This is a genomic window from Paenibacillus sp. MAEPY2 (genome assembly GCF_000499205.1).
Classification (GTDB): Bacteria; Bacillota; Bacilli; order Paenibacillales; family Paenibacillaceae; genus Paenibacillus; species Paenibacillus vandeheii.
Genome location: NZ_AWUK01000004.1, coordinates 213,026 through 236,340 on the forward strand (window position 1 = coordinate 213,026; position 23,315 = coordinate 236,340).

At 47.1% G+C, this 23,315-nt stretch carries 18 protein-coding genes; 4 read left to right on the forward strand and 14 right to left on the reverse strand.

The window, feature by feature from the left end; translation table 11 throughout:
• Positions 1-9: 9 nt before the first annotated feature.
• The 4 genes from P364_RS0102475 to P364_RS0102490 are packed head-to-tail and all read right to left on the reverse strand — an operon-like array spanning position 10 to position 5,812.
• Positions 10-2,286, reverse strand: a complete 2,277-nt coding sequence (locus P364_RS0102475; protein WP_024628580.1) for an Ig-like domain-containing protein — start codon at positions 2,284-2,286, stop codon at positions 10-12.
• Between the two features lie 59 nt (positions 2,287-2,345).
• Positions 2,346-3,905: an extracellular solute-binding protein gene (locus P364_RS0102480; RefSeq protein WP_024628581.1), complete on the reverse strand. Its 1,560-nt coding sequence runs from the start codon at positions 3,903-3,905 to the stop codon at positions 2,346-2,348.
• 55 nt (positions 3,906-3,960) lie between these two features.
• A complete protein-coding gene (locus P364_RS0102485) occupies positions 3,961-4,830 on the reverse strand; it encodes a carbohydrate ABC transporter permease (protein WP_024628582.1) in 870 nt (289 codons plus the stop codon).
• Between the two features lie 13 nt (positions 4,831-4,843).
• Positions 4,844-5,812, reverse strand: coding sequence for an ABC transporter permease (locus P364_RS0102490; RefSeq protein ID WP_024628583.1), 969 nt, complete (start codon positions 5,810-5,812; stop codon positions 4,844-4,846).
• A gap of 265 nt (positions 5,813-6,077) precedes the next feature.
• Here P364_RS0102490 and P364_RS0102495 point away from each other — a divergent pair, with 265 nt between their 5' ends.
• Positions 6,078-8,363: a helix-turn-helix domain-containing protein gene (locus tag P364_RS0102495; RefSeq protein WP_024628584.1), complete on the forward strand. Its 2,286-nt coding sequence runs from the start codon at positions 6,078-6,080 to the stop codon at positions 8,361-8,363.
• Positions 8,364-8,442: 79 nt separating this feature from the next.
• On the opposite strand, the gene P364_RS0102500 is transcribed toward P364_RS0102495, so the two are convergent.
• Positions 8,443-9,468, reverse strand: coding sequence for a hypothetical protein (locus P364_RS0102500; protein ID WP_024628585.1), 1,026 nt, complete (start codon positions 9,466-9,468; stop codon positions 8,443-8,445).
• Positions 9,469-9,647: 179 nt separating this feature from the next.
• Here P364_RS0102500 and P364_RS0102505 point away from each other — a divergent pair, with 179 nt between their 5' ends.
• Complete coding sequence (locus P364_RS0102505; RefSeq protein ID WP_024628586.1) at positions 9,648-10,835, forward strand: aminotransferase class I/II-fold pyridoxal phosphate-dependent enzyme; 1,188 nt, start codon at positions 9,648-9,650, stop codon at positions 10,833-10,835.
• 212 nt (positions 10,836-11,047) lie between these two features.
• Here the strand turns inward: P364_RS0102505 and P364_RS0102510 are convergent, their stop codons facing one another.
• The 4 genes from P364_RS0102510 to P364_RS0102525 form a co-directional block, all read right to left on the reverse strand.
• Positions 11,048-13,096 (reverse strand): iron ABC transporter permease, encoded by a 2,049-nt coding sequence (locus P364_RS0102510; RefSeq protein ID WP_024628587.1) that lies wholly within the window; start codon positions 13,094-13,096, stop codon positions 11,048-11,050.
• A complete protein-coding gene (locus P364_RS0102515) occupies positions 13,093-14,094 on the reverse strand; it encodes an ABC transporter substrate-binding protein (RefSeq protein ID WP_024628588.1) in 1,002 nt (333 codons plus the stop codon). Before P364_RS0102515 ends, P364_RS0102510 begins: the two co-directional genes overlap by 4 nt.
• Positions 14,095-14,280: 186 nt before the next feature.
• Positions 14,281-14,541, reverse strand: coding sequence for a hypothetical protein (locus P364_RS35005; RefSeq protein ID WP_052016459.1), 261 nt, complete (start codon positions 14,539-14,541; stop codon positions 14,281-14,283).
• Between the two features lie 187 nt (positions 14,542-14,728).
• Positions 14,729-15,271 carry a CueP family metal-binding protein gene (locus P364_RS0102525; RefSeq protein WP_024628589.1) on the reverse strand — a complete coding sequence of 181 codons (543 nt, stop codon included), beginning with the start codon at positions 15,269-15,271 and terminating at the stop codon, positions 14,729-14,731.
• Between the two features lie 287 nt (positions 15,272-15,558).
• Here P364_RS0102525 and P364_RS0102530 point away from each other — a divergent pair, with 287 nt between their 5' ends.
• A complete protein-coding gene (locus tag P364_RS0102530; protein ID WP_024628590.1) occupies positions 15,559-16,326 on the forward strand; it encodes an isoprenyl transferase in 768 nt (255 codons plus the stop codon).
• 33 nt (positions 16,327-16,359) lie between these two features.
• On the opposite strand, the gene P364_RS0102535 is transcribed toward P364_RS0102530, so the two are convergent.
• Positions 16,360-17,250: an alpha/beta fold hydrolase gene (locus P364_RS0102535; RefSeq protein WP_024628591.1), complete on the reverse strand. Its 891-nt coding sequence runs from the start codon at positions 17,248-17,250 to the stop codon at positions 16,360-16,362.
• 365 nt (positions 17,251-17,615) lie between these two features.
• Positions 17,616-18,260 carry a BclA C-terminal domain-containing protein gene (locus P364_RS0102540; RefSeq protein WP_328285944.1) on the reverse strand — a complete coding sequence of 215 codons (645 nt, stop codon included), beginning with the start codon at positions 18,258-18,260 and terminating at the stop codon, positions 17,616-17,618.
• Between the two features lie 426 nt (positions 18,261-18,686).
• Between P364_RS0102540 and P364_RS0102545 the strand changes: the two genes are divergently transcribed.
• A complete protein-coding gene (locus P364_RS0102545) occupies positions 18,687-19,400 on the forward strand; it encodes a MerR family DNA-binding transcriptional regulator (RefSeq protein WP_024628593.1) in 714 nt (237 codons plus the stop codon).
• A 112-nt stretch (positions 19,401-19,512) separates the two neighbouring features.
• Here the strand turns inward: P364_RS0102545 and P364_RS0102550 are convergent, their stop codons facing one another.
• The 3 genes from P364_RS0102550 to P364_RS0102560 form a co-directional block, all read right to left on the reverse strand.
• Positions 19,513-20,550 carry an NAD(P)/FAD-dependent oxidoreductase gene (locus tag P364_RS0102550; RefSeq protein ID WP_024628594.1) on the reverse strand — a complete coding sequence of 346 codons (1,038 nt, stop codon included), beginning with the start codon at positions 20,548-20,550 and terminating at the stop codon, positions 19,513-19,515.
• Entirely contained in the window at positions 20,551-21,525 is a 975-nt protein-coding gene (locus tag P364_RS0102555) for an ABC transporter substrate-binding protein (protein ID WP_029880664.1), read from the reverse strand. It lies immediately after the preceding gene.
• 112 nt (positions 21,526-21,637) lie between these two features.
• A complete protein-coding gene (locus tag P364_RS0102560; RefSeq protein ID WP_024628596.1) occupies positions 21,638-23,251 on the reverse strand; it encodes a helix-turn-helix domain-containing protein in 1,614 nt (537 codons plus the stop codon).
• Positions 23,252-23,315 lie beyond the last annotated feature (64 nt).

Genomic DNA, 23,315 nt, shown 5'->3' on the forward strand with positions numbered 1-23,315 from the left:
CCTGCTTGATCAATTGCCAGCATTCAGCGTCAGCAGCGTTGTATGCGGCGAATCATGACCCGCTGCATAATAATAGCCGTTGTAACGGATTCTGCGCGGCTCAAAACCAACCTGCCTGCCTGTTCCCACCGCTTCTGAGCCAAGCGTCACACTTCCATTAACTCCCGTTATCCCGCTGGTGTAACGTCCCGCAGCATAAGTAAATCTCCCCTCCACTGTCGCCCCCGTCAGCACCGCGCCTGTACTGTAATCCCTGACCTTCAGAGTGACGGATACTCCTGATCCGCTATAAACCAGATTCATGTCTGTTACAATCATGGGCTTCAATGGGGTACTACCAGTTGTCGTCGACACTTCATCGGTGAGTGGCCCGATATTGCCGCTCAGATCGCGGGCCGCAATACGGTAGTGATATGTCGTATCCGGCAGCAGTCCCTTGTCCTGGTAATTCAGGGCGCGAGCGAATCCGACGATATCCGCAGCAACAGGCATGAAACCCTGCACGGTACTTCGATATATAACATATCGCTCCACTTCCATGTTATCTGAAGCTATTCCATAATTCAGATGTACAGTCTGATAATCAGTGGCCTGAATAGACGGAACCCCCGGAAGGGCTGAAGGGGCTTCCAGGTCATCTGGCGCTGTCCACACTACACCGCCTGGTCCCCAATAAGAAGGAAGTGCCCGGTAGGAGTCATAGTGATGGACAGCAATACCGCCGAAGCTGCTGCTCTGCCCGTAAGCTGCATACACCTTATCCAGCTCTGCTTCCATGTGGATGCGGCCCTCCTCCCAGAAGGTAATGGTCTCCGGGTCGCCGCTATTGGCAATATCCAGCGTTTCCACACCAATGACCACGGAATGCGGCTTTCCAATCTGATCCGCATAGGCCAGTTCTCCAGCAGCCCCGGCAATAATGCCAGCGGAGCCATCCGCCGTATCCCGGTAATCCATAATGGAGATATAGTCGGAGATATCCTGAACGTGCTCGGAGAGCCATTTGCTGGAGCCGTTCCACACAATATTTGCCGCCTGGTCCGATGTGTCATACCACTTGGGCACCGCAGGGCCGAATGGAAGACGAATGCCTGCGGTATCCCGGCGACTAATCATCTTTTGCAGGCCATCCAAGTATTCCTTCTGCAGGAAATGACTCGGATCTTTAAAGTCGGGAGAGATATACGGCTCAATATCCACATTGATTCCGTCAAATTTCTCCAAATCCCCTGCTGCAAGATTGTAATTGATCACCTGCTCCATTTCCTGCACGGCATGATGGTGATATTTCTCGTAAGCGCCCATATAGGCCGGCGTAGTTCCACCTGCAATTAGCGCGTGCACCTGTAAATTTTTGCTGTGCGCCCAGCTCACAAAAGAACGCAGTTCTACTTCCTGCGCTTCCAGCGCATCGTATCCGGCATAACCGCCCACTGCAAGATAGAGTGTCTGGACTGGCGTTTGACCGAATGTCTGCGTATCGGTGATGAATGACTCCAGCACCTGGCGAGATCCAGGGTTCAACAGCAGCTTGTAACTCTCCGGTTCCCAGATCCACATGGCGCGCTCCTGTACAGGCAGGGGAACGGCTGTCTCATGCGTCCCGATTCCAACCTGGGCGTACACCGTTGAACTATAACCATAACGCTCCGGCGTACTGGCCGCTCTGGCCTCCAGACTGACCGTTCGATCGCCAAGTCCCGCTGTGTCCCAGGTATATACATACGCAGAGCCTTGCTGAACAGCCTCTTCCCATGGTCCACGGTTCACCCGAACCTCTACCAGTAGGATTGGAAGTGGAGAACTGATCTCGACAGAGATTTCAACCTGACCGCTAAGAGACACACCCTCAGATGGTCCGGTAATGGTTACAACGGGGACAGCACCTGCCGGGTTATTAACGGTAAGAATGGCAGGCTGGCCCCACACCCCGTAACGAGTGGACGTATCCAGTCCACGGACCACCAGTTCCACAGTCCCGTTATAGCCTGAGGTATCCAGCAAATAAGACCAGGTGCCGCTGTCATCCCCATCCGGATCATTTAATACCACTTCAAATTGGGCCGTTCCGTCGACAAACAACCGAATGTCATACAAATCCGTATAACTGCCCCCAATTTCCACCAGCCCTCCATCCGACACATATCCGCCCGCAGGAGCGTCCAGTGTAATTGACCCCGCCGCTTCTGCCTTGCCAGGGACAGCTATTCCAATCGTCACCAACCAGATCAACAGAAACAATCCCAGTCTGAATCCGGAGTACACACGCAGATGCTGCTTTTTCATAAGCGAAGCCTCCCTTTGCCATTCTGTAATGGTCTAGGATTCCTGTGCCGTACATTCGCTCATTTCGCGCTCAGCTGAACATTCTGAACACGGTCATACGCTTCCTTATAGGTGCTCAGCAGCTTATCTACGCCAAGATTGTTGATTTCCTCCACATACTTCTCCCAATCCGCCAGACTCCGGGAGCCGGTGACAAATTTGGCAAAGCTCTCGTCCCGGTGCTTCTTGATTGCCTGACCCGTAATGGATATGACCTCATTTTCTACTTCCGTAAAAGCAGGTCTTGGCTGCATGGCGGGGGGATCATATTTGACAGCTTCTTCATAAGCATGTTTCAGATCGTCCGAGAACAGCGACAAATGGGCGTTAAAATCAATCCAGGTATAGGTTCCGCTGGTCTGAAGCCCTGTCTGTTTACGCATCTCAATGACATCGTTATACTCCGGCTTGAACTTGATCGTATCGCCTTCTTTTATAAAGGTCTCGCCCTCTACACCCCAGCTGCTGAGCGTACGCCCTTCCTCGGAATAGAAAAAGTCCATATACTTCATCACATCATCAATATTCTTGGAGGTGGAAGCCACCGTCAGTCCGCCTTCCATATAATGAAAATACGGATTCAGCTGTTTGCCGCCTGAAATGCCTGCGGGAGGGGCCATAAACTGCATATTGAACTCCGGATTCTCCGGCTGCATAGCATTATTAAAAAAATCAATCCGGCTGATATAATCAATGGTCACGAACGATTTTCCAGTAGAGACCATGTCCTGCCACTGCTTGGTTTGCAGGGATAAGAAGTCGGGTGGAACCAACCCTTCATCGTACAAACTTTTCCACATCCCCACCATGGCCTTGTAATTATCTTCTGTCGGTCCATAACGCCATTCCTTCTGATCAAAATCATAGTAGGCACCTTCACCGGTTCCATAGTTCACCGTCATATTCGCATTCATCTCATCCGGGATCTGGCCGTAGCGGATCGAGAGCGGGTAACTGTCCGGGTATTTCTCCTTCAACGTCTTAAGGGCCGTATGCAACTCTTCATAGGTTGTTGGAACCTGAATGCCTTCCTTGTCAAAAACATCTTTCCGGTACATCCAGATCATACGATTCGTCTCGCCGAAGCCCTGGTTGGGGAACATATACATTTTGCCGTCAGCGGACAGGGCAGCCTTCGCCTCCTCAGGATATTCCTTCATCCATGCCTTCAGATTCGGCATACTGTCCATATGCTCCATCAAATCCACCAGTGCGCCCTGCTGACCGAACTTATTCGAATCCTTGCGATTGGGCATATACATCAGATCAGGCAGCGTTTTGGAGGCAATCGCCAGGTTCAGGCTCTCATCCAGCTTGCCGGAAGGTGTCTGCACTTCTAGCGTGACGCCAGTCTTTTCTTTTAACCAGCTCCAGATCGGCCAGCTCTTGGAATAAGGGAACGTGGCATTATTGTCCAGCAGCGCCGTGAAGGTCTTTTCCGCTCCAGTGGAGTTATCGGTGATTCCGGTACTGTTCCCTTTGGTATTCGTTTGAGGGTCAGCACCATTGCCACCACTGCACCCTGCCACCATCGTTACTGCGATCAGCAGGGGAAGTATTACCGATTTCCATTTGCCCATAAGCTTCTCTCCCTTAATCTGAATTTGCGATGCATTCCTTGTTCGCCTATAGACTTTAGCCTTTGACCGCACCTACCATGGCTCCCTTGACAAAATACTTCTGTACAAACGGATAAATGACCAGAATAGGCAGCGTTGAGACCATGATGGTCGCATATTTGAGGGATTCCTCCACCACCAGGTTATCTCCCCCAATGGACGTTACGTCACCTGAACTTGCACTGCCAGCCAGCACCAGATTACGCAGCAGCACCTGGAGCGGAAACAGATCGGGAGACCTTAGATAGAGCAATGGAAAGATAAAGTTATTCCACATGCCCACGGCATAGAAAAGGGCAATCGTGGCAAAGGATGCCTTGGACAGCGGCACAATAATACGGATGAAGATGCCGATATCGTTCAGACCGTCCATACGTCCCGATTCCTCCAGCTCTTTGGGGATGCCCGAGAAGAAAGTACGCATCAGAATCAGGTTCCAGGTGCTGACTGCCCCCGGGAGAACCATGCCCCATACGGTGTCCACCAGATTCAGGGAACGGACCACCAGGAAGGTCGGAATCATCCCGCCGCTGAAGAACATCGTAATGACAATCAGGACGGTGAAGCTATTACGCAGTGCCATGTCTTTTCTTGACAAGGCGTAGGCTCCAGTCGAGGTGACCACCAGCGAGATTAGTGTACCAAGCACGGTGTAAATGATTGTATTGCGGTAAGCCGTCCAGATTTGCGGATCGCCCAGTACCAGTTTGTACATGCTCAGATTGAAGCCCTTGGGCCAGAAGGAAATATTGTTTTGCATGACATTCACATTGCTGCTGAGGGAAACCGCAAGCATATGAAGGAACGGATAGAGTGTGACCACCACCACAAATAGCAGAATCAGCGATGCCACAACGTTAAACCAGGAAAATCGCAGTGATTTCACGCCACACCTCTTTCTACCATAGACTGGTCTCACTTAATCGGCGGCTGAGCCAGTTGGCCGTGTAGATGAAGATCAGACTGATGACTCCCATGAACAAATCAATGGACGCACCATAGCTGAAATTCCCCTGTACCATGCCCACCCTGTAAACATACGTGCTGATAATATCCGCCGTATCGTATATCGCCGGATTCTGCATCAGGAAGACCTTCTCGAAGCCGATCTCCAGCACTTTGCCGATATTCAGAATCAGCGTGATGACGATGGCGGGAGATATACCGGGCAGAGTGACATGCCAGATTTTGCGTAATCGGCTTGCTCCGTCCATATCCGCCGCTTCGTACAACTGAGGATCGATGGCCGTCAGCGCAGCCAGATAAATGATGGTCTCCCAGCCGATGTGCTGCCAGACTTCCGACAGGACATAGATGCCCCGGAACAGCCCGGGCTCATTCATGAAATTGATCGGTCCGATGCCGATCCCTGCCAACAAATTGTTAATCAGCCCTCCTGTTGGGGAGAGAAACATAATCACCATACTTGCCACAATCACATTCGAGATGAAATGCGGCAGATAGCTGACCGTCTGTACAAAACGCTTGAATGCCGCCCTGCGTACCTCATTGAGCAGAATGGCCAGCAGGATAGGGGCTGGGAAGCCAAACACCAGCTTATACAGTCCCAGCAGAAACGTATTCTTCATCAGCGGCCAAAAATCGGGATTCTCCAGAAACATCCGGTAATATTTGAATCCCACCCAATCGCTGGCCCATATTCCTTTAAAGAGATTGTAATCCTTGAACGTGATGACCAGACCAAACATCGGCGCATAGCGGAAGATCAAATAATACAGGAGGCATGGCAGGAAGAGCAGCCATAGCGCCTTGTTCCTGTTCCAGGTTCTGATCAAACGCGACTTCCGCCGAGGCGGCCGGTGTGCTTTCTTTTGCAGTGAACGTTGCGTTACGCCAGCATCAGCCATCGGCATGCCCCCTCTTGCTTAGATGATTGCAATCGACTCACATGTCAGATAACTTACCCTGAAATTCCGGGGTTCGTCTCCGAATTATAGCTATAATCCTTTAGAAAGCGCTATCTACATGTTATATAACTTTTCGCCTTTACACCTTTTTTCCAGATATCTGCGTATAATTCTGTAAAAGTGTATATTGTTTGTGTTAGCTTTATGCCGCTATGATAGGAATAACTACTCGATCCGGGGCTGTACTACAAGGGGGAATGTCATAATGAAGGGACTGCTTACAAGCAAATTTGCGCTGAATGGACTGTTTGTCAAGCTAATGCTGAGCTTCCTCAGTGTCATCCTGATTTTGGCTTCATTTAACCTGTTCTCCCATCTGTACTTAAGTAACAAAGTATATCAGGAGATGGTCAGACAAAATGAACTGGGCCTTGCTCAGACCGTTGAAGGGTATGAGAATCACTTTCGACTGACCCAAAATATGATTCTGGCCCTCACTCAATCGGATACCTGGACAGCCAACCTGGGCATTTTGAGCCACATTAAGGAAAACCGCCGCTACGATATTCCCGCTGAGGTCAAGTCAGACCTCTCCACGCTGTATGCCAATCCTTTTTTGCATATCGACAATTTCATTCTCTATTTCAAGCAAGAAGACTATGTACTGGAGAAGGAAGGTCTTAGCAGTGCCAGCGATATGTTCGGTAAATATTATTATAGTAAAGAATATCCGCCGGATTACTGGAAAACTCAAACGATGAACAACCAGTTCCTGAAAGTGATGCCTGCCGCAGCTTTTACGGAAAACACTCTTCATTTCTCCCGCTCCCTCGGTCAACTGATGCCAATCATGATGAAAGCCATTCCTTACGAGGATGTGTACGGCATTGTTATGCTGAATCCACAGCGTATGCAAGACACGTATGGTGATGCCGGCAATAATCCGTTCTACATTCTGGACAATGAGGGACGCCTGCTGTTCACTACAATGGAGGGGGAGATGCTGAATACGCAGCTACTTGCAGATGGAAGCAAACATGAACGTATCGGCGATCAGTATTACTTCTATGAAAAAGGTAAGCAGACAGGGTTCACCTATGTCCGGGTTACCCAAGCCGCGGTGATTGCCGCGGAAATGCGAGGTATGCAGCTGCTGTTGGCTGTCCTGCTCGGCGCTGCTATACTGATTAGCCTGCTTTCCTCCCTGTTTTTCAGCTTACGATTAAACCAGCCGCTCCAGCGCCTTATTGCTGCTCTGGACCGAAATTCGGACAGCGGGCCAGATAAATGGAGCAGTGTAAAAGAATTCGCCATGATCGGCGACCGTCTGAGCTCCATTCTGGAGAATAACCGTTACATTCAAAGCGATCTTGCACAGAAGAACTCTCTCGTACGCCAGTACGCTTATATCCATAAAGTAAAAAATATCCCGCTCAGCTCCTATCTGGCGGAGCTTGAGGATGTCCAGCAATCCGAGCAGCCCTATGTCTCCATTCTGTTCAAGGTGGGCTTCAAATCCCAGCCGGATGAATTCGGGCAGCATACCCTGTTATTATGGAAGCTGATTCAGAGCCTGTTCACCAGCAGCAATACCAATAGCGTTGCCATTCAGCCCGAGCAGGACCAACTGCTTCTGCTGCTGTTCGATCCTGGTCCGCAGAGCGGTATTTTGCAGGCGCTGGATACACTGAAGGAGTTGCTGGCTGTCGAAGAAACGCTCTATCTGACGATCGCGGTAAGTCCGGTTTATTCCGGGGAGATTCCGTTTACCGATGCGTACAGCAATCTGTCCATGCTGTTGAAAGAACGAAGGTTAAACGGGGAGACGCAGGTTATTGTAGAGCCACGTGCTTCTTCTTCGAATGCCTTCCATGTGAAGGTATCCTATGGCGAGGAACTGCACAACCTCTTGCAATCTGGCAATGATGAGGCCGTATTCGCTTGGCTGGATCGCCAGCTGGAACAACTGCAGCACAAGGATGCAGCCGCAGAAGACTTCCGCACCTTTGCAATCGGCGCCGTAGAACAAATTGGCAAGACGGTGATGAAGCTGAATCTAACGCACATCGAATCAGAGATTCGCTCTTCTCCTCCGGGAGAGTCATTTGCTGGTTTCCATTCCATGCAGCAATATAGGGAATGGCTTCAGGCGCAGGCTCAACCTGTACTTGCGGCAGTACGCAGCCAGTTGGAAACGCGTGATCCGGTTATTAGCTTTGTGCTGGACTACTTGGATCATCATTATGGGGAAGATATTAATTTGAATATTGTCGCCGACAAGTTGAATTTAACATCGGGGTACCTCTCCAGTATTTTCAAGGAAAAGACGAACATCAACTTCAGCGAATATCTGAACAATCTGCGGGTTGAGCGGGCCAAGGAACTGCTTGTGAATGTAGATCTGCGAATTCAGGACATTGCGACACAGGTCGGTTATCAAAATGTAAACTCGTTTATCCGCATGTTCAAGCGTCGGTACGGGCTGACCCCCGGAGAATATCGCAAGCGTCATGCGGGTGATGAGCCATTCATCTCCTCCAGCCATGGCTAACCAGATGTGAGCGGGCAAGAACCGTAGATTGTAAATACACCAGCGTCCGCTCGGAAGCAGGCGCTGGTGTACTGTCAGTTTACATTAGAATTTTGGACAGGTGCACAAGAGCCATCGAAGGAATTCGTTGTTCTTTAGGAATTTGTTCATAGAGCAGATGCCCTTTTCCCGCTTCAATCATTTGTTTGCTCATACTAGAAATCCGACCTTTACTATAATCAATAAAACGAAAATCCACCTGTCGTAAACTTTGCATTTCAGTCAAACGTTCGAATGCCTCAGCCTTGATCGCCTTATGTATCTCTTTCAGTTCCAGCACCTCCAATTGATCCGCAGTCCACAGGTTCTCAATCTCTTGCAGAGACTTCATGAAATCCAGTTCAAGCTGACGCAGATTCTTCAAATGCGAGAAGTCGCACAACCGCTCGATTTTGGGCAATGACAGATGCAGATAGACCAGATGATGTAATGCCCCCACTGCATCAATCTCGGTTAGATTCTTTACGGACGATAATCTCAGCATACGGATATTCGATTCAGCCAGTACTTCGAGTGAACCATTCAATGTACAGTGATCGAGAGCCAAATACTCCATAAATGGTAAGTCTACAACAAAATCAAGCTGATCAATGTCACAGTTCAAGATGAGGGTACTCAACCGAATGCAGTCCTCAATCGGCGAGAGATCGGGAAATTTCCCGCTAAGTGCGAGGTAAGTCAAGTATTTGTAATTTCGGATGAAGTCCAGGTTTTGCTTTTTGGGTGAGCGAATATTCAGAAACTCCATCTTTTGCAGCGCACTCAATACACTTAAATCTTGTGGTTGCTTGAGATCCAGCTGCAAAGCAGTGACATGTTTTAAACCAGCAAGTGCCTCCAGAAACTCTTCTGAATACCGCCCCTTCACATCTGTATTGGATACATTCAAAATCAAATCTGGTCGTTTGGCAAATACATGCTCATCCAGCTTTCGCAGATCATGCACCTCGTCCAGCCCGACAACAAAGCTAATCGTAGCCCTGTTCCGTAGTTGTACGATAGCCTTTTCCATTTTATCCTCGTTCCAGGGAACACCACTCATCGAAGCTGCCCACGGTTCGTTCATTATTGGTCACCCTCCATTCTCTAATACTTATCTGTCTAGCTTTCCTTTAATTGTAAATGAAGAAAATCGTATTGAGAAGTCGGATACACATTTCGCGCTTACTTATCACCTGAAAACTTTGCTATAATACCTCCAAGTGTTATTCCCCAAGGGGAGATCAGGATGGAGGATAAATCATCATGAAGTTTGCTAAACGTATGGAACACTTCAGTGAAGGGATTTTCACCCGTTTGCTAGAAATCAAGCGCAAGCGGCTGGAGAACGGAGATGCGGTCATCGATCTAAGTGTTGGCACACCCAACATTCCCCCGGCCCAACATATCATGACGGCTTTGTGCGAGGCAGCAGCAGATGCTTCAAACTATACATATGCTGTAAATGATCAGAGTGAATTGCTGCAAGCGGTCAGTGAATGGTACAAGCGTCGTTACCATGTTGAACTGAACCCGAAAACCCAAATATGCTCCTTGCTTGGATCACAGGAAGGACTTGCGCATATCTCTCTGGCCATCGTGGATGAAGGCGATCTGGTCCTGGTACCCGATCCTTGTTATCCTGTCTTTGCCGATGGACCTCTTCTCGCAGGAGCCGAGCTGTATTATATGCCCCAAAAAGAAGAACACGGATATGTCATTCAACTTCAGGACATACCGGAGCATATTGCGCGCAAAGCAAAATTCATGCTTGTATCCTATCCCAACAATCCCACGACAGCGATGGCACCCAAGCAGTTCTATCTGGATCTGATTGAGTTTGCCAAGAAATATGACATTATCATTCTCCATGACAATGCATACAGCGAGCTGGTGTTCGATGAAAAAACATGCGGAAGTTTCCTTGCTTATCCCAGCGCGATGGATGTTGGCATTGAATTCAACTCGTTATCCAAAACCTATGGATTGGCCGGGGCACGGATCGGCTTTTGCGTAGGGAACCCGGATATCGTATCCGTGCTTAAGAAGTTGAAATCCAACATGGATTACGGCATGTTTCTGCCGATTCAGAAGGCAGCCATTGCTGCAATTACAGGGGATCAGAGCGAAATTGAGCAGGTCAGAGATACCTATGAGGAGCGTAGAGACGTTCTATGCGATGGCTTCACCAACCTCGGTTGGCCTATCGCCAAACCCGAAGCCACCATGTTCATCTGGAGTCGGATTCCAGACCACTACGATACTTCAGAACAGTTTGCCATGGATCTGGTTACCCAAGCCGGGGTAATCGTAACGCCCGGGAGTGCTTTCGGCCCTTCGGGTGAAGGATATGTGAGACTTGCTTTGGTTCAGGATAAAGAGACATTGCAGCAAGCGATCCTGTCCGTAGACAACAGTGGGATTCTAAAGAACAATTCATATAAACCACAATAAGAGCTTAGCGTTACTCAGTAGAAATCCCCCTAGGTACACAGTGGGCATGAGCACCACGTTCGTTGACGTGATCTCCACACTGTTAATCAGGGGGGGGATTTTATTATTTCCAGGCAAGGTATTGAAAAGTGAGACTACGCTCAGTGGAGAAATACAAGACAAACAGATAACAAAAAGCCTGCTCGAGGAGCAGGCTTCCTGAATTATTTTTATTATACGGACTTTCGCCAGTTCGAACGATACATCAGATACAGGAAGTACGGTGTTCCAATGATCGCAATGAGTATGCCTGATGGGATCTCTGTTGGCGCCATGACCGTTCTGCCGATCGTATCGGCCAGCACCAGCATGACTGCCCCCACCAATGCGGATAAAAACATCGATCGTCTTAATTTATGTCCCGTCAGTAGCCGAACCATATGTGGTGCAATCAGACCGATAAAACCAACGGTCCCTACACAAGCAACAGCCCCTGCTGCCAGTAGTACACCCGTCGTCATTGCCAGTAATCGTGTACGGCGTACATTCAGTCCAAGTCCTGATGCACTATTATCGTCGAATACTAACAGTTCGAATCTGCGAGCCAGCCACCAAGCCACCGGAACGAGTATTACTAAAAATATACCGATAGTCTTCACCTGATCCCACGTACGGGCATAGGTACTTCCGGTCAGCCATATATATCCACTGCTGCCGTATACCGCACCACGTACAATCAGAATCTGAATACCTGCTCCTGCAATGGCAGACATCGCAATTCCCAGCAACACAACCGCAGAAGGATTCAGCCCTTTCTTCCATGAGAGGGAAAATACAATGATTGCCGCAATGGCTGCACCAATGATTGCCGCGATCGGCAGCAAATACATAGGCAGACCCGGGAACAAAATGATGACCATCATTGCTCCAAGCCCTGCACCAGAGGATACACCAACAATGGAGGCATCCGCCAGCGGATTACGTACCGCCATCTGAATGAGCACACCGCTGATCGCCAGTGCAGCCCCCGCTCCTGCAGCAACAAGCGTACGCGGAATTCGAAGTTGAACTAATGCGGAGAATAGTCCATCTGATTGGAATAGACTCGGTAACAGATCGGCCAGCGGAATTCGCATACCGCCAAACATGGTACTGAGAAAGATAAGCACTACGGTTATGACCGAAAATAATACGGCCATTGGGCCGAATGCAAAGCGACGTGAAGGTGCTCCTGTGCTCATTGAAGTGGACATGCCCGACCCGTTCGCTGTCTTCATACGTGTGAGTACAAGCCAGATCAGCCACGGTGCACCAATGATCGCCATTACAGCACCTGTTGGCAGCTCCATGCTGGAGTTATGCACCATCTTGGCGAGTACGTCCGCACCAACCAGGAGAGCCGCTCCCCATATAAAAACACCTGGTAGCAGCAATCGGTTGGAGCGTACTCCACTCAATCGAACCAAATGTGGTGCTACGAGTCCCACGAAGCCAATCGGCCCGATTACACTGACAATCACCGCAGCCAGCAATACCGCGATAATCAAACCGCCGGCACGAGCGAGTCCAACCTTTTGTCCCAATGAGGACGCCGTTGATTCATCCAACTCCAGCATATCCCACTGTCTGGACAGGATTAACGCGAGAACGGTAATACCAATGACCCAAGGCCAAGCATAAGCTACGCCACTCCAGTCATTCTGGACGAGTGTTCCTGAACCCCAAAGAAACAGCCCCTGCGTTTCCATGGAGAAAAAAATATGCAGTGCGCTTGTAAATGAACCAAGCACCATAGACACAATCATACCAGACAAAGCAAGTCGTACCGGGCTGGATCTTCGTCCGCCACCCATGAAATAAGCTGCGAATGCTGCCACCAAACCACCAAGAACTGCAAATAGAAAAGGTGACTGACTGAGCACGCCCGGAAAAAGAATGGTTCCCAGCACCACAATAAAGTACGCTCCTGCATTAATGCCCAGCGTGTCTGACGCAGCGAGTGGATTACGAGTAATCGTCTGTAACAGCGCTCCCGCTACAGCCAGAGCCCCTCCTGCAATAATACCGATAACCGTACGTGGCATACGCAAATCCCAAATCATATTGTGTTCTAAAGTATTCTGTCTGCCAGTAAGTGCGTCCCAAACGGTGTGGAATGAAATGGCTGCCTCACCATAACAAAGGCTTACAAAAAAAAGCACGATGAGAGCGGATAAACCGCCCCCATATATGCTTATTGTACGCCAGTTCGTTGCTGGCCTAGTTGCCTGAACCGAACTCATTTGGTGATCGCCTCAACAACGCCATCAACCAACGCTTTGGAGGAAATTGGTCCACCAAATGTCCATGTCGTGCTATCCAGTTGATATATGCGTTTTTCCTTTACAAAGTTGAGTCCGTTCCACACCGAGTTATCTTTCATTGCTGTACCAAAAACGTCATCGTCTGGCTGTGTAATATAAATGAAGTTACTATCCTGTACATCGGATAAGGATTCAATCCCCACTGTAGAGAAACCATAACCTTCTACTTTTTCAGGCTGCCAATCATTAACCAAACCAATTTTGTTCAACGTGCCAATCACGACCGAGTTATCGGTAAACATGCGCAGACTGGCCGCATTTTGATACGTGAATGCCTGTGTCAAAGCAAAGTGGAAATTATCTTTACCTGCAGCAGCCAGTTTTTCTTTGGCTTCTGCATAATGCTGATCCAGTTCATCCAGTACTTGCTTCGCTTTGTCCTCTTTGCCAAGCGCAGTTGCGATGTTATTAAAGATCTCTGTCATTTTGTCATAATTATAGCCATCGCCATCATACGGGTCGTATTCAATTGTTGGTGCAATTGCATTAAGCTGATCGTAAACCGCATTATTATTGTCTGCATTGGCAATGATGAGGTCTGGCTTCAATGCAGCGATCGCTTCCAGGTTCGGCTCACTCCGAGTTCCAATATCCGTCACACTGTCATCCAGCCCTGCTTCGGATGATACATAGACTTTGTAATTGGCGTTATCTGCATTACCTACTGGTTGAACGCCCAGTGCAACCACATCTTCAGTGTATGTCCATTCCAACGTAACAACACGCTCTGCTGGCTTGTCCAGCGTCAACTCTCCGCGTTTATGCTTCACCGTCACAGGACCTGCTGTCTCTTCTGCCGGAGCGCTCCCGGAATCAGCATCCTTACTTGCATCTGTAGTAGTGTTGGCTTTTCCGCATCCCGCCAGGACCAGCACAAACGCTAGCATGATCAAAAGTCCTTTTAATCCTTTTTTCATATCACTTTTCTCCCCTATTTATATGTATTTATATGATAACAATTATCATTATCACTAATGAATTATCCCGTAGGGATGCAATTTTGTCAATTCAAAATTGAAAGAACCCGCATTCAAAGCGGGCTCTCTTAACACTTATTAGTCTAATACTTGATCAAGTTAATTTCAGGATGCGCAGTCTGAATGTCATCCATCGGTTATTCCTTTGAGATGCTGGTCAAAGAAGCTCAGCGACAGTTCATTAATAAGTTGGAAATTGGCTGCTACATCGGCGCCTGCTTCATTAATGATTGGAGATACGCCAGCCAGATCGGTATAGCTCCCGTGATTGGTTTTGGGAATAGCGGCTGTATATGCACCCGGTTTCTGAATGGTTTGATTACGAAGATAAGCCTCGGCAAACAGCTCATCCCTATTCCCAGGCTCTCCCTTGTTGGCCTCTTCCATGAATCGGACGGAAGCCTCGGCATTCAAGAGTAGAAACCAATTGGCTTGAAAGCTTCGTCAAAATCGCCGCGGCACATTCATCCAGAACACAGGAGACATCCTGTTCCCAAATATGGATACGTTCGCTACAACACGTAGCCTATTTTTCCACTGCATCAAACAACTGCATAAATACGCCTTTCTCATTTTAACTCAACTGCATCGTTGTGATGCACGTATTATCTTCTTCATATGTAGATAGCTGGGTCTCTGCCACCTTTCCATCATGCACCACACGAATAAGATATGACTTATCCCTGGGTAACCAGAAATCCATAAAACCGTTGGAGCCGGACTTTATCTCAGCATCCTTCATGAGCGTATTCCCTTCGGAGTCATGGATCGTCACCATGAACTTCTTATTTTCCATTTCGCCCTGACAACCGGTCAGGCTATGAATTGCACATGGATGGGTCTGCTCCACGTAGGGCGCAATGGAAAGGAAAAATTCATTTTCAGGCAAGTCGTAGGTTGTCGTTTGGTTGCCATTATCCGTGACAATTAACTGGGTGGCATTAATGGAGGCTGATTCCGGTGTCTCCTTGCGTGTACTGATATCTTCAACCATTTTTTTGACATTGGTTGCTTCGGCGTTACCTGCTTCTTCCTTCCCTACATTGCTTGCAATCAGATAAGCTCCCAACACAATTACAATCACTAAACCGGCAATGATCCACATTTGTTTTTTCATCTGGAGTTCATCTCCTCGTCCGTTTTGATTTATTATAATGGAGAACGAACCATCATGGACCGAAAGCGCATGGAATTCACCATAAATTCACATATTTGTATGATTTCTTCGCAGCGTGTTTTAAAACATTGAAAGGCTCATTCTGGTATTGGTGAGTGTTAAGCCAGTCATGACTGTTCCTATACAATCCTATATAATATATATAAATTCTGGAAATCAACCCGAACAAATTAAATCCATTACACATGTCTTACCCATTTTAGCTTGAGGAGCGGGAGGAACATTCATTGAAGTGGCGAGTAGTTAAAGAAAAACCAAATGTTAAAGATTGCATCGACTGGAACGGGTTTGTACCTAAACATATCGCAATTATGATGGATGGTAATGGCCGGTGGGCGACAAGAAGAGGGTTACCTCGAAGTGCCGGACACTATGCAGGAATGCAGACGATGCGGGAAACGATAAGTATGTGCCACAAAAACGGAATCGCCTCTCTCACGCTGTACGCCTTCTCTACGGAAAACTGGAAAAGGCCCAAGGAAGAGGTCGATTACATCATTAGTCTGGTGGTCGAATTTGTACAGGATACAACGGTCCAGGAGCTGAATCAGAATAATATCAAAGTTAATTTTATTGGTGATATCTCCAAATTCCCAGAAGAAACCCAGGAAGCGATGCGCAAAGTGGTAGAACTAACTCAAACCAACAGCGGGATGGCTGTTTATTTTGCGATGAATTATGGAGGAAAGAACGATATTGTGCAAGCCATCAAAACATACATTGAGGAAAACAAAGAAGAAAACAACGAAACCTCGGAAATCTCCGAGGCGGAATTCGAAACGTTTTTGTATACCGGACTAAATCCTGCCCCCGATCTGCTGATCCGAACAAGTGGGGAGAAACGGTTAAGCAATTTTCTATTATGGCAAGCCGCGTATTCCGAGCTCTGGTTTACGGATGTGATGTGGCCTGATTTCAACGAACAGTTGTTATATGAATCCATTCTGGATTATCAGCAGCGCAAACAAAGAGCTTTGGACGATGTAACACAGTAATCCCAACTTTACCAACTTTGTTCCTGCCGATCCTCAGCTTAGATGAGCTTTTAACCAGGGATGGATAACAGGGAGAACGGTACTGGGCTGCATCGCTTTGGTGTGATCCATATCCGCTCCCTTAATGATTTCGACGGTCCAACCGAAGTTTTCAAGAATGGATTTATTATTTTGCAGCCGTCCAGCGATATCCACTGTCACATTTCCAAACTTTTCACCATATACAATTGTATCTTTCTCACCTGCAAAAGTTAATCTCGGGATACTCAGCTGATCTTGAATGAGTTGGTCATCAAAATCCAATAAACTTTCGTACATGGTGATAAATTGTTTGGTTTGATCCGGATCAATTTGGATCTGAATGTTGTCCCAATCCACTTCTTCCGGGTACATCTGCTCCGAATTCATCGATGCTTGTCCTTCTGGTTCATGTTCCAATTTACCATGCTGCTTCAATGCTGCTTCATATGTCCTTGCGGTAACTACTCGCATTTCCTCATACGGTCCCTCGTATGGCGGGAATCCTCCCATGATGAGGCTTTCGAGTCTATTGGTTCGAATGGCGAGCTGCAACCCGACAAGGGCGAGCCAGGAGTATCCATAATAACTGAATCGATTCACATTCATTTGATCCACAATTCTTAATAAATCCTGAGTTATATACTCGGACGTAAAATGTTCCGGATGGGGATGTGCCATGTAGTGGCCTTCATAATCAAAATGCAGGATCTGAAATTCATCCGAAAGTCCAGCGATAAACTTTGCACCCAATTCAGGATCAACACCCCATAACTTTAGGGTTTCGGCTTCTTGTCCGGTTACGGACTTTTTAGCGATGGGCAGCATAATGACTTTGCGATCGGAATTCCCGATTAGACCCACTTCCATCTCTGAACCATTTTTCATCTTAATCATTTTCTTCAAATGAACCACTCCTTTGTTGTTTTCCCTTAGTTTAAAACATTATAATGGCGTTTTTTGGACAGTTCATGTTTTAACCAGAGCTTCCTCTTGCTTAAGTATCTTGTCCAGCTTGAGCGTAACGATGGGCATAATCTCAGTGACTTCATACCTTCGGTAGCTACCAGCACCGTGATTCGCTTACCAGACTTTGGGGGCTTGGCTTCGGAAACGGAGAGAGCAGCGGCGATGTCTCTTAGCTTCATCGCCCTACCGCTCTCCAGCCCCCGATAATTCAGTCTATCTTTTAGAATAATTAGACTTATTGACTGGATAAAAGACATAAACTTTTATTTATATGCTCACATAAACTATATTGAGAATCGGAATTAAGGAGTCAGCTTCAGAATTGTCAAAGTGGTATTTAGATTGTTATGCAACTGTGCAGGAGTTGCATTCGCATTTACCAGTTGGATCGTCGTTGGAACTGTTGTGACCGTAATAATAACTTCAGCAGATATGGGTCCTCCTCCATTACCCGTGAAAGGCACGGGTGTTAAGGGCGTTCCATTCACTGTGAGGTTGAAAGCAGCATCGCTCTGATTATGAATGGTGAAAGAGATAAAGTAACTTCCTGTTTCATTGATTGTTATCGTCGGAGATGGCGGGACGAAGGTGAATGCTCCACCTACATTAGCCAAAACTCCGGTAAACGTTATTGGTGAGTTTCCTGGAACTGTGTCAGTACCTGGGCCAGGATCTGCTCGGAAAACACTTAGGAAATTGGTTATTCCAGCCCCGGCAGGACCGGCAGGACCTGTTGCTCCAGCTGGGCCCGTTGCACCAGCAGGGCCAACTGGACCAGCTGGGCCAACAGGGCCAACTGCTCCGATCGCTCCAGCCGGACCAGCTGGTCCTTGTATACCAGGAACCCCTTGCAGTCCGGCTGGTCCCGGAACCCCTGGAGCACCCGTCGGACCTACCGGTCCAATTGGACCAGGAATCCCTGGAGAGCCTTGCGGTGCATTAATCACAATTTTAGGTTTAACCCTTAAAAAAATCTTACCCTTAACACCACAATGCAATTGTTTTTTAAATTTACGTCTACAAATATGTTTCCCATGACGATTTATCAATTAGCTCACCTCCGTGATATTTCTCCACATACTATGTCTAACAATCACGGGGGGCATAGACAATTAACTATAATTCAGAAAATTTAAGTGCCTATTATGAGAAAAGTTGTCTATTAAAACGATTAATTCACATCTCATCCTACTGCAGTTCAATGTCCAACTCCCCACCATTTCAGTTTTTTTTGCAGTTTATACATTTAGTCTATAACATTGATGCAATATTCCGGTTTTTATTATAAAATGCGGATCAAATAGACCCATTGCCTCTTTTTATGTTAGTGTAGCACTTGAAGGTTTTACTTGAGGCATGAGGAGTAGAAGCAAATGAACTTTACATATACACCTGGACAGATTGCAACTGAACTGGCTATTAGCACAACCACGTTGAGACGCTATGAAAAAGAAGGCCTGATTCCCAACGTTCCACGGACCGCAAGCAACCACAGGTACTATACGTCCATTCACTTCCAAGCGTTCATCGCCATTCGTTCGTTATTAAAGGGTTATGAGATTCCCGTTGTATATGAAGTCATGAGGAAAGTTAAACGTGGGGAAATCAACGACGCACTTTGGCTTTTGAACCAGCAGTTGTATAACACCCAACTGGAAAAACAACGGGTTGATGAGATATGGATCATGATCCAACAGACCGATTTTTCTGAATATAGGAATGTTAAAATCACTAATGCATTGACGATTGGGAAAGTCGCTGAAGTAGCTGGGGTCAACACTTCTGCCATCAGACATTGGGAAAAAGAAGGGTTAATTCGTTCGGAACGGGACAAGCACAATGGTTATCGAATGTACACCAGAGCTGAGCTGAGAAAGATATTGGTCATTAGCAGTTTGCGAAAATCCGTCTACTACATTGAACATATGAAAGAGCTTCTAAACACCGTCGGCACGCAGGATTATGCACAGATCAATAAGGCATTCCATCTGGCCCTGCAAAAGCTTAACAGCCAACTGGCCATGCAATTTTCAGGAATAAAGGAACTCATGAGTTATATTAATTTTTATCAAGAACCACGGGGGTAACTTATGGTTAGTTGAGCATGGAAGTTTCATTAAGAAAAGCCCGACTCATGTTCGAGAAATTCTCGACACGGGTCGGGCTCCTTACTTATTTTTCCGTTCTATACATGTTAATTCACAAGGTAGAAATAGCTTTGTTTTTCTCGAAGAAACGGGCATTATGGGAAGATACCCCTGCCATATCGGAAGCGCTAGGTTCCATATACAATTTCGCACTGTTTACCGCCAGTACTGCATCGTTGAAGGCACCGGCGATCAGCCGAACCTTACTGCCATAGGTGATGAAATCACCGGCTCCGAATATACCTGGCTGACTCGTGCACATTCGCGGATCAACCGAGATACCGTAATCTTCACGTTCGAGTCCCCAGTGGACCAGGTTACCAAAATCACGATCGTATCCATGACTTACTACCACTTCATCCACTTCAATTGGCATGATTTCCCCGTTGTCTACATGCACGAGGTCAACACGGCCTATTTTATCTCCTGAACCATATAAGCGAGAGATGCTGTAAGGGGTCAAGACTTGGGCAAAAGCTTTCATCTGGGCAACCGGCAGCTCATGTGCCGTAAATTCATGTCGTCTGTGAACCACAATGACTTCCTGCGCCAATCCCTCCATTTCATTCGCCCAATCTATCGCGGAATCCCCGCCTCCGGAGATCAGCACACGCTTATCCTTGAATCTCGACAGATCGGTAATGGTATAGTGAAGATTCGTCAGCTCATACCGATTGGAACCCTCGATATCCAGCTTCTGAACCTGCGTCATGCCTCTGCCTGCACATAATAAGATAGTCCGTGTATAATGACGCTCACCCGTCTTCGAAGTAAGCACGAATATATCGTCCTGACCTCGTTCCATCTGCGCAATTTCCTGGCCGAACACAATTGTTGGGTCAAAGGTTCTTGCTTGTCTTTCCAGAGAATCAATCAATTTCTCACAACGAACCGGATCAACCCCGCCCACATCCCAGACCAGCTTCTCCGGGTACGTACGCATAAATCCACCCAATTCCTCTTTGGCTTCAATAATTTTGGTCCGCATTGCTCTCATCCCGCTGTAAAATGCAGCATACATTCCCGCAGGTCCACCACCAACGATCGTTATATCGTAAATATCCAATGGCTGCTTCGCTCCAGTATTCATCTAGGGCACCAACTTTCCAACGACATAATCCAATAACTTGGCCGATCCGATAGGGCCTACACCTGTTACAAAATCACTCGTTTTCAGCGGAAAGACATGATTGTCTTTGACCGCATTCAGACTTGCCCATACTTTGCTTTCTTTCAGGTTATCCATAGATTCTTTCGTATCATAGCCTTTCAGTGTTCTGTCTTCTAGAAAAATATAATCCGGATTCATTTCAGGCAAAAATTCCAGGGAAAACTGGCTAAACCAGTCTGTAGAGTCTTTGATGACTTCTGGACTGTTCAGACCCAAAATATCATAGAAAAAGACACTGCTGCTTCCTCCTTTGGGGCCCATGAAACGATATCGATTGTGCTCCACTCGAAGGACCAGCACAGTTTTGTCGCCGATGGCCTGAGCAATTTTCTGCTGTGCCTGCTTCGCCTTCTCATCAAACTCTGCCAGCACTTTGACAGATTCCTCTGTTTTGTCAAATAGGGTAGCCAGCTTCGGCATCGCTTGCTTCATTTCACTGTTGGATTCCAGAGCCACCGTTGGAGCAATTTTGGTCAATTCGTCATATGCTCCCTTATCCATACCTTCGCCTACGGTAATAATCATATCTGGTGACAACGCAAGCAATTGTTCATAATTATATTGATATTGTTCTGCTTCTATCATTTGCACGCCGTGTCCTTCAAAATAAGAAGCACGATATTCCGGTTCAACCTCCGGAACGAATATAACCATTTGCGGTATCACACCCATCTCAATGAGATACTCGGCATAGATCGAATCGAAGACTAGCATATTCTGGGGATGTGCAGGAATCGTCACTTCACCGAACTGATCCCGAACAACCTTCGTTTCATTGCTCCCTCTATCTTCAGTTGAAGCTCCTGCTTCCTTATTGGAAGTACCGGAACAGGCTGAAAGTACCAAACTTAACACCAACAGCACCATTCCAAAACTCTTAAACCTTCGTGACATGATCTACTCGCCCCTTATGTAATATTGATAATGATTATTATTATCAAATACTAGCAAATAGGAAGAGATCCTTCCATAGGAGATGGTGCGTATTCAGTTGGATTATTGTGCTCTACAATACATTGGTGACCAGACTATTCACAATTTCATTCAAAATCATTTTGTGTCCGATAATTCCGCGACCATCCACCCACAGGCGAGTATCCACGAGAAATACCCTGTTGTTTTTTACAGCCTCCAAGTCATTCCATTGGGAGCTCTCCACTAACTTCTTCATATTATCTTCAGCACTAAAGTGCTGCATGACCCGTTTCTCAACAAACAGGTAATCTGGATTAGCTTTGGCCAATAAGTCGAGTGAGCAAGGATTAAACCACGCCTCCCCTGCTTGCAGCGGCTGTGGCAGAGTTAATTGGAGCTGTTCATACAGCACATGGGATACCCCATTAGAATGACCACCCATGTATCGATAACCAAACGTTTCTACCCTCAGTACCATCACAGTGGAGGAAGATTGGACTAGATGTTCCAGTTGTCGCTGTACTGCGTTCACTTCCAATTGAAGCTGCAAATGAAGTTCATAGGCTGTATCTTCACGGTGAAACAAACCGGCTAGTTGATGGAGCAGGGTCTCCACATCGTTATTCAGACCCGTTAAGATGGGTGCAATGGTGCGCAGTCTTTGCTTGATCTCTTCTGTCCATACGTTTCCTATAATCCATTCAGGCTGAACTTGCCGAATCCGTTCCACATCCAGCTCATATTGCGGGACTTCCAGCATCTTCACCTGATGCAATTCAAATAGTTCATGCTGATGTTCAGGCAAAAGCAAGGGTGTCACCATAACGGCATGTGGAATAACCCCCAAGTGAATCAACACTTCCGCACAAAGCGGGGAAAGACATACGATATTACGCAGGGGCAACGTTTGTCTATAATTTCTCGGGGAAACGCCTGTTAGCTGTTTGAAACGACGACTGAAATAATGAGCATCCTCGAATCCGGTCTTCTTGGCAATGTCCTGAGAGGTCGCCGTTGTTAACAACAGCTCCTCTTGAGCACGATAGATTCGGTAATGAGCCAGGTAATCCAGAGGTGGCTTCCCATATCGCTCACTGAATTTGCGGGAATAATGCCAGGGAGTGATACCTGCGATCTCAGCCAATTGCTTTCGTGTGATGACCTGGTCATAATGCTGCTGCATGTAATCCACAGAGCGGAGAATACCTTGCTCAACGGTCGAATGCTCTTCCGACTGCTCACGATATACATGTTGCAGCAATTCATATATCAGATACTGATTTCCAACCCGGGTTGCATTCCAATCAGGAGAACTGTGTTCACTCCATTGCTGACTGAGAATCGCCAGCGTGCCACCGGTTAATTGTACTTTTTGATACGTATCTCCTGACGGTACATGCCATTCATATTTCTCCATTTCACCTCGGTCAGGAAAAATTGCATATGTATCAAACTGAATATGCCATCCGGCCAAATCCAGATTGCCACCCTCAATCACTTCAATCACAGAGTTTTCTTGCACAGCAATCAACTCTCCATAAGATACCTGAACCCTATGACCATTAATATTCCAGATCGCTTTCCCATCGAGGATGAGCAGCAAGGCATGACTTGAAAAGTGATGCAGCTTGCCCGCAGTCATCCATTGGTCTGTCAGTGGCTTGGTTAACTTCCATTGTGCCACCCAATCTATGTTGTTGGACATATTGTAATCCTTTCTGTGGCTAAAGAATCCATAGTTTTAAGTGTTACTACATCAAAAATATATT

Bases quoted from the DNA above. Each gene is read 5' to 3' on its own strand.
- P364_RS0102545 (WP_024628593.1), top strand. From the start codon at position 18,687: ATGAACTTTACATATACACCTGGACAGATTGCAACTGAACTGGCTATT.
- P364_RS0102550 (WP_024628594.1), bottom strand. From the start codon at position 20,550: ATGAATACTGGAGCGAAGCAGCCATTGGATATTTACGATATAACGATC.
- P364_RS0102515 (WP_024628588.1), bottom strand. From the start codon at position 14,094: ATGAAAAAAGGATTAAAAGGACTTTTGATCATGCTAGCGTTTGTGCTG.
- P364_RS0102555 (WP_029880664.1), bottom strand. From the start codon at position 21,525: ATGTCACGAAGGTTTAAGAGTTTTGGAATGGTGCTGTTGGTGTTAAGT.
- P364_RS0102500 (WP_024628585.1), bottom strand. From the start codon at position 9,468: ATGAACGAACCGTGGGCAGCTTCGATGAGTGGTGTTCCCTGGAACGAG.
- P364_RS0102480 (WP_024628581.1), bottom strand. From the start codon at position 3,905: ATGGGCAAATGGAAATCGGTAATACTTCCCCTGCTGATCGCAGTAACG.
- P364_RS0102490 (WP_024628583.1), bottom strand. From the start codon at position 5,812: ATGGCTGATGCTGGCGTAACGCAACGTTCACTGCAAAAGAAAGCACAC.
- P364_RS0102510 (WP_024628587.1), bottom strand. From the start codon at position 13,096: ATGAGTTCGGTTCAGGCAACTAGGCCAGCAACGAACTGGCGTACAATA.
- P364_RS35005 (WP_052016459.1), bottom strand. From the start codon at position 14,541: ATGGAAGAGGCCAACAAGGGAGAGCCTGGGAATAGGGATGAGCTGTTT.
- P364_RS0102475 (WP_024628580.1), bottom strand. From the start codon at position 2,286: ATGAAAAAGCAGCATCTGCGTGTGTACTCCGGATTCAGACTGGGATTG.
- P364_RS0102560 (WP_024628596.1), bottom strand. From the start codon at position 23,251: ATGTCCAACAACATAGATTGGGTGGCACAATGGAAGTTAACCAAGCCA.
- P364_RS0102495 (WP_024628584.1), top strand. From the start codon at position 6,078: ATGAAGGGACTGCTTACAAGCAAATTTGCGCTGAATGGACTGTTTGTC.
- P364_RS0102505 (WP_024628586.1), top strand. From the start codon at position 9,648: ATGAAGTTTGCTAAACGTATGGAACACTTCAGTGAAGGGATTTTCACC.
- P364_RS0102525 (WP_024628589.1), bottom strand. From the start codon at position 15,271: ATGAAAAAACAAATGTGGATCATTGCCGGTTTAGTGATTGTAATTGTG.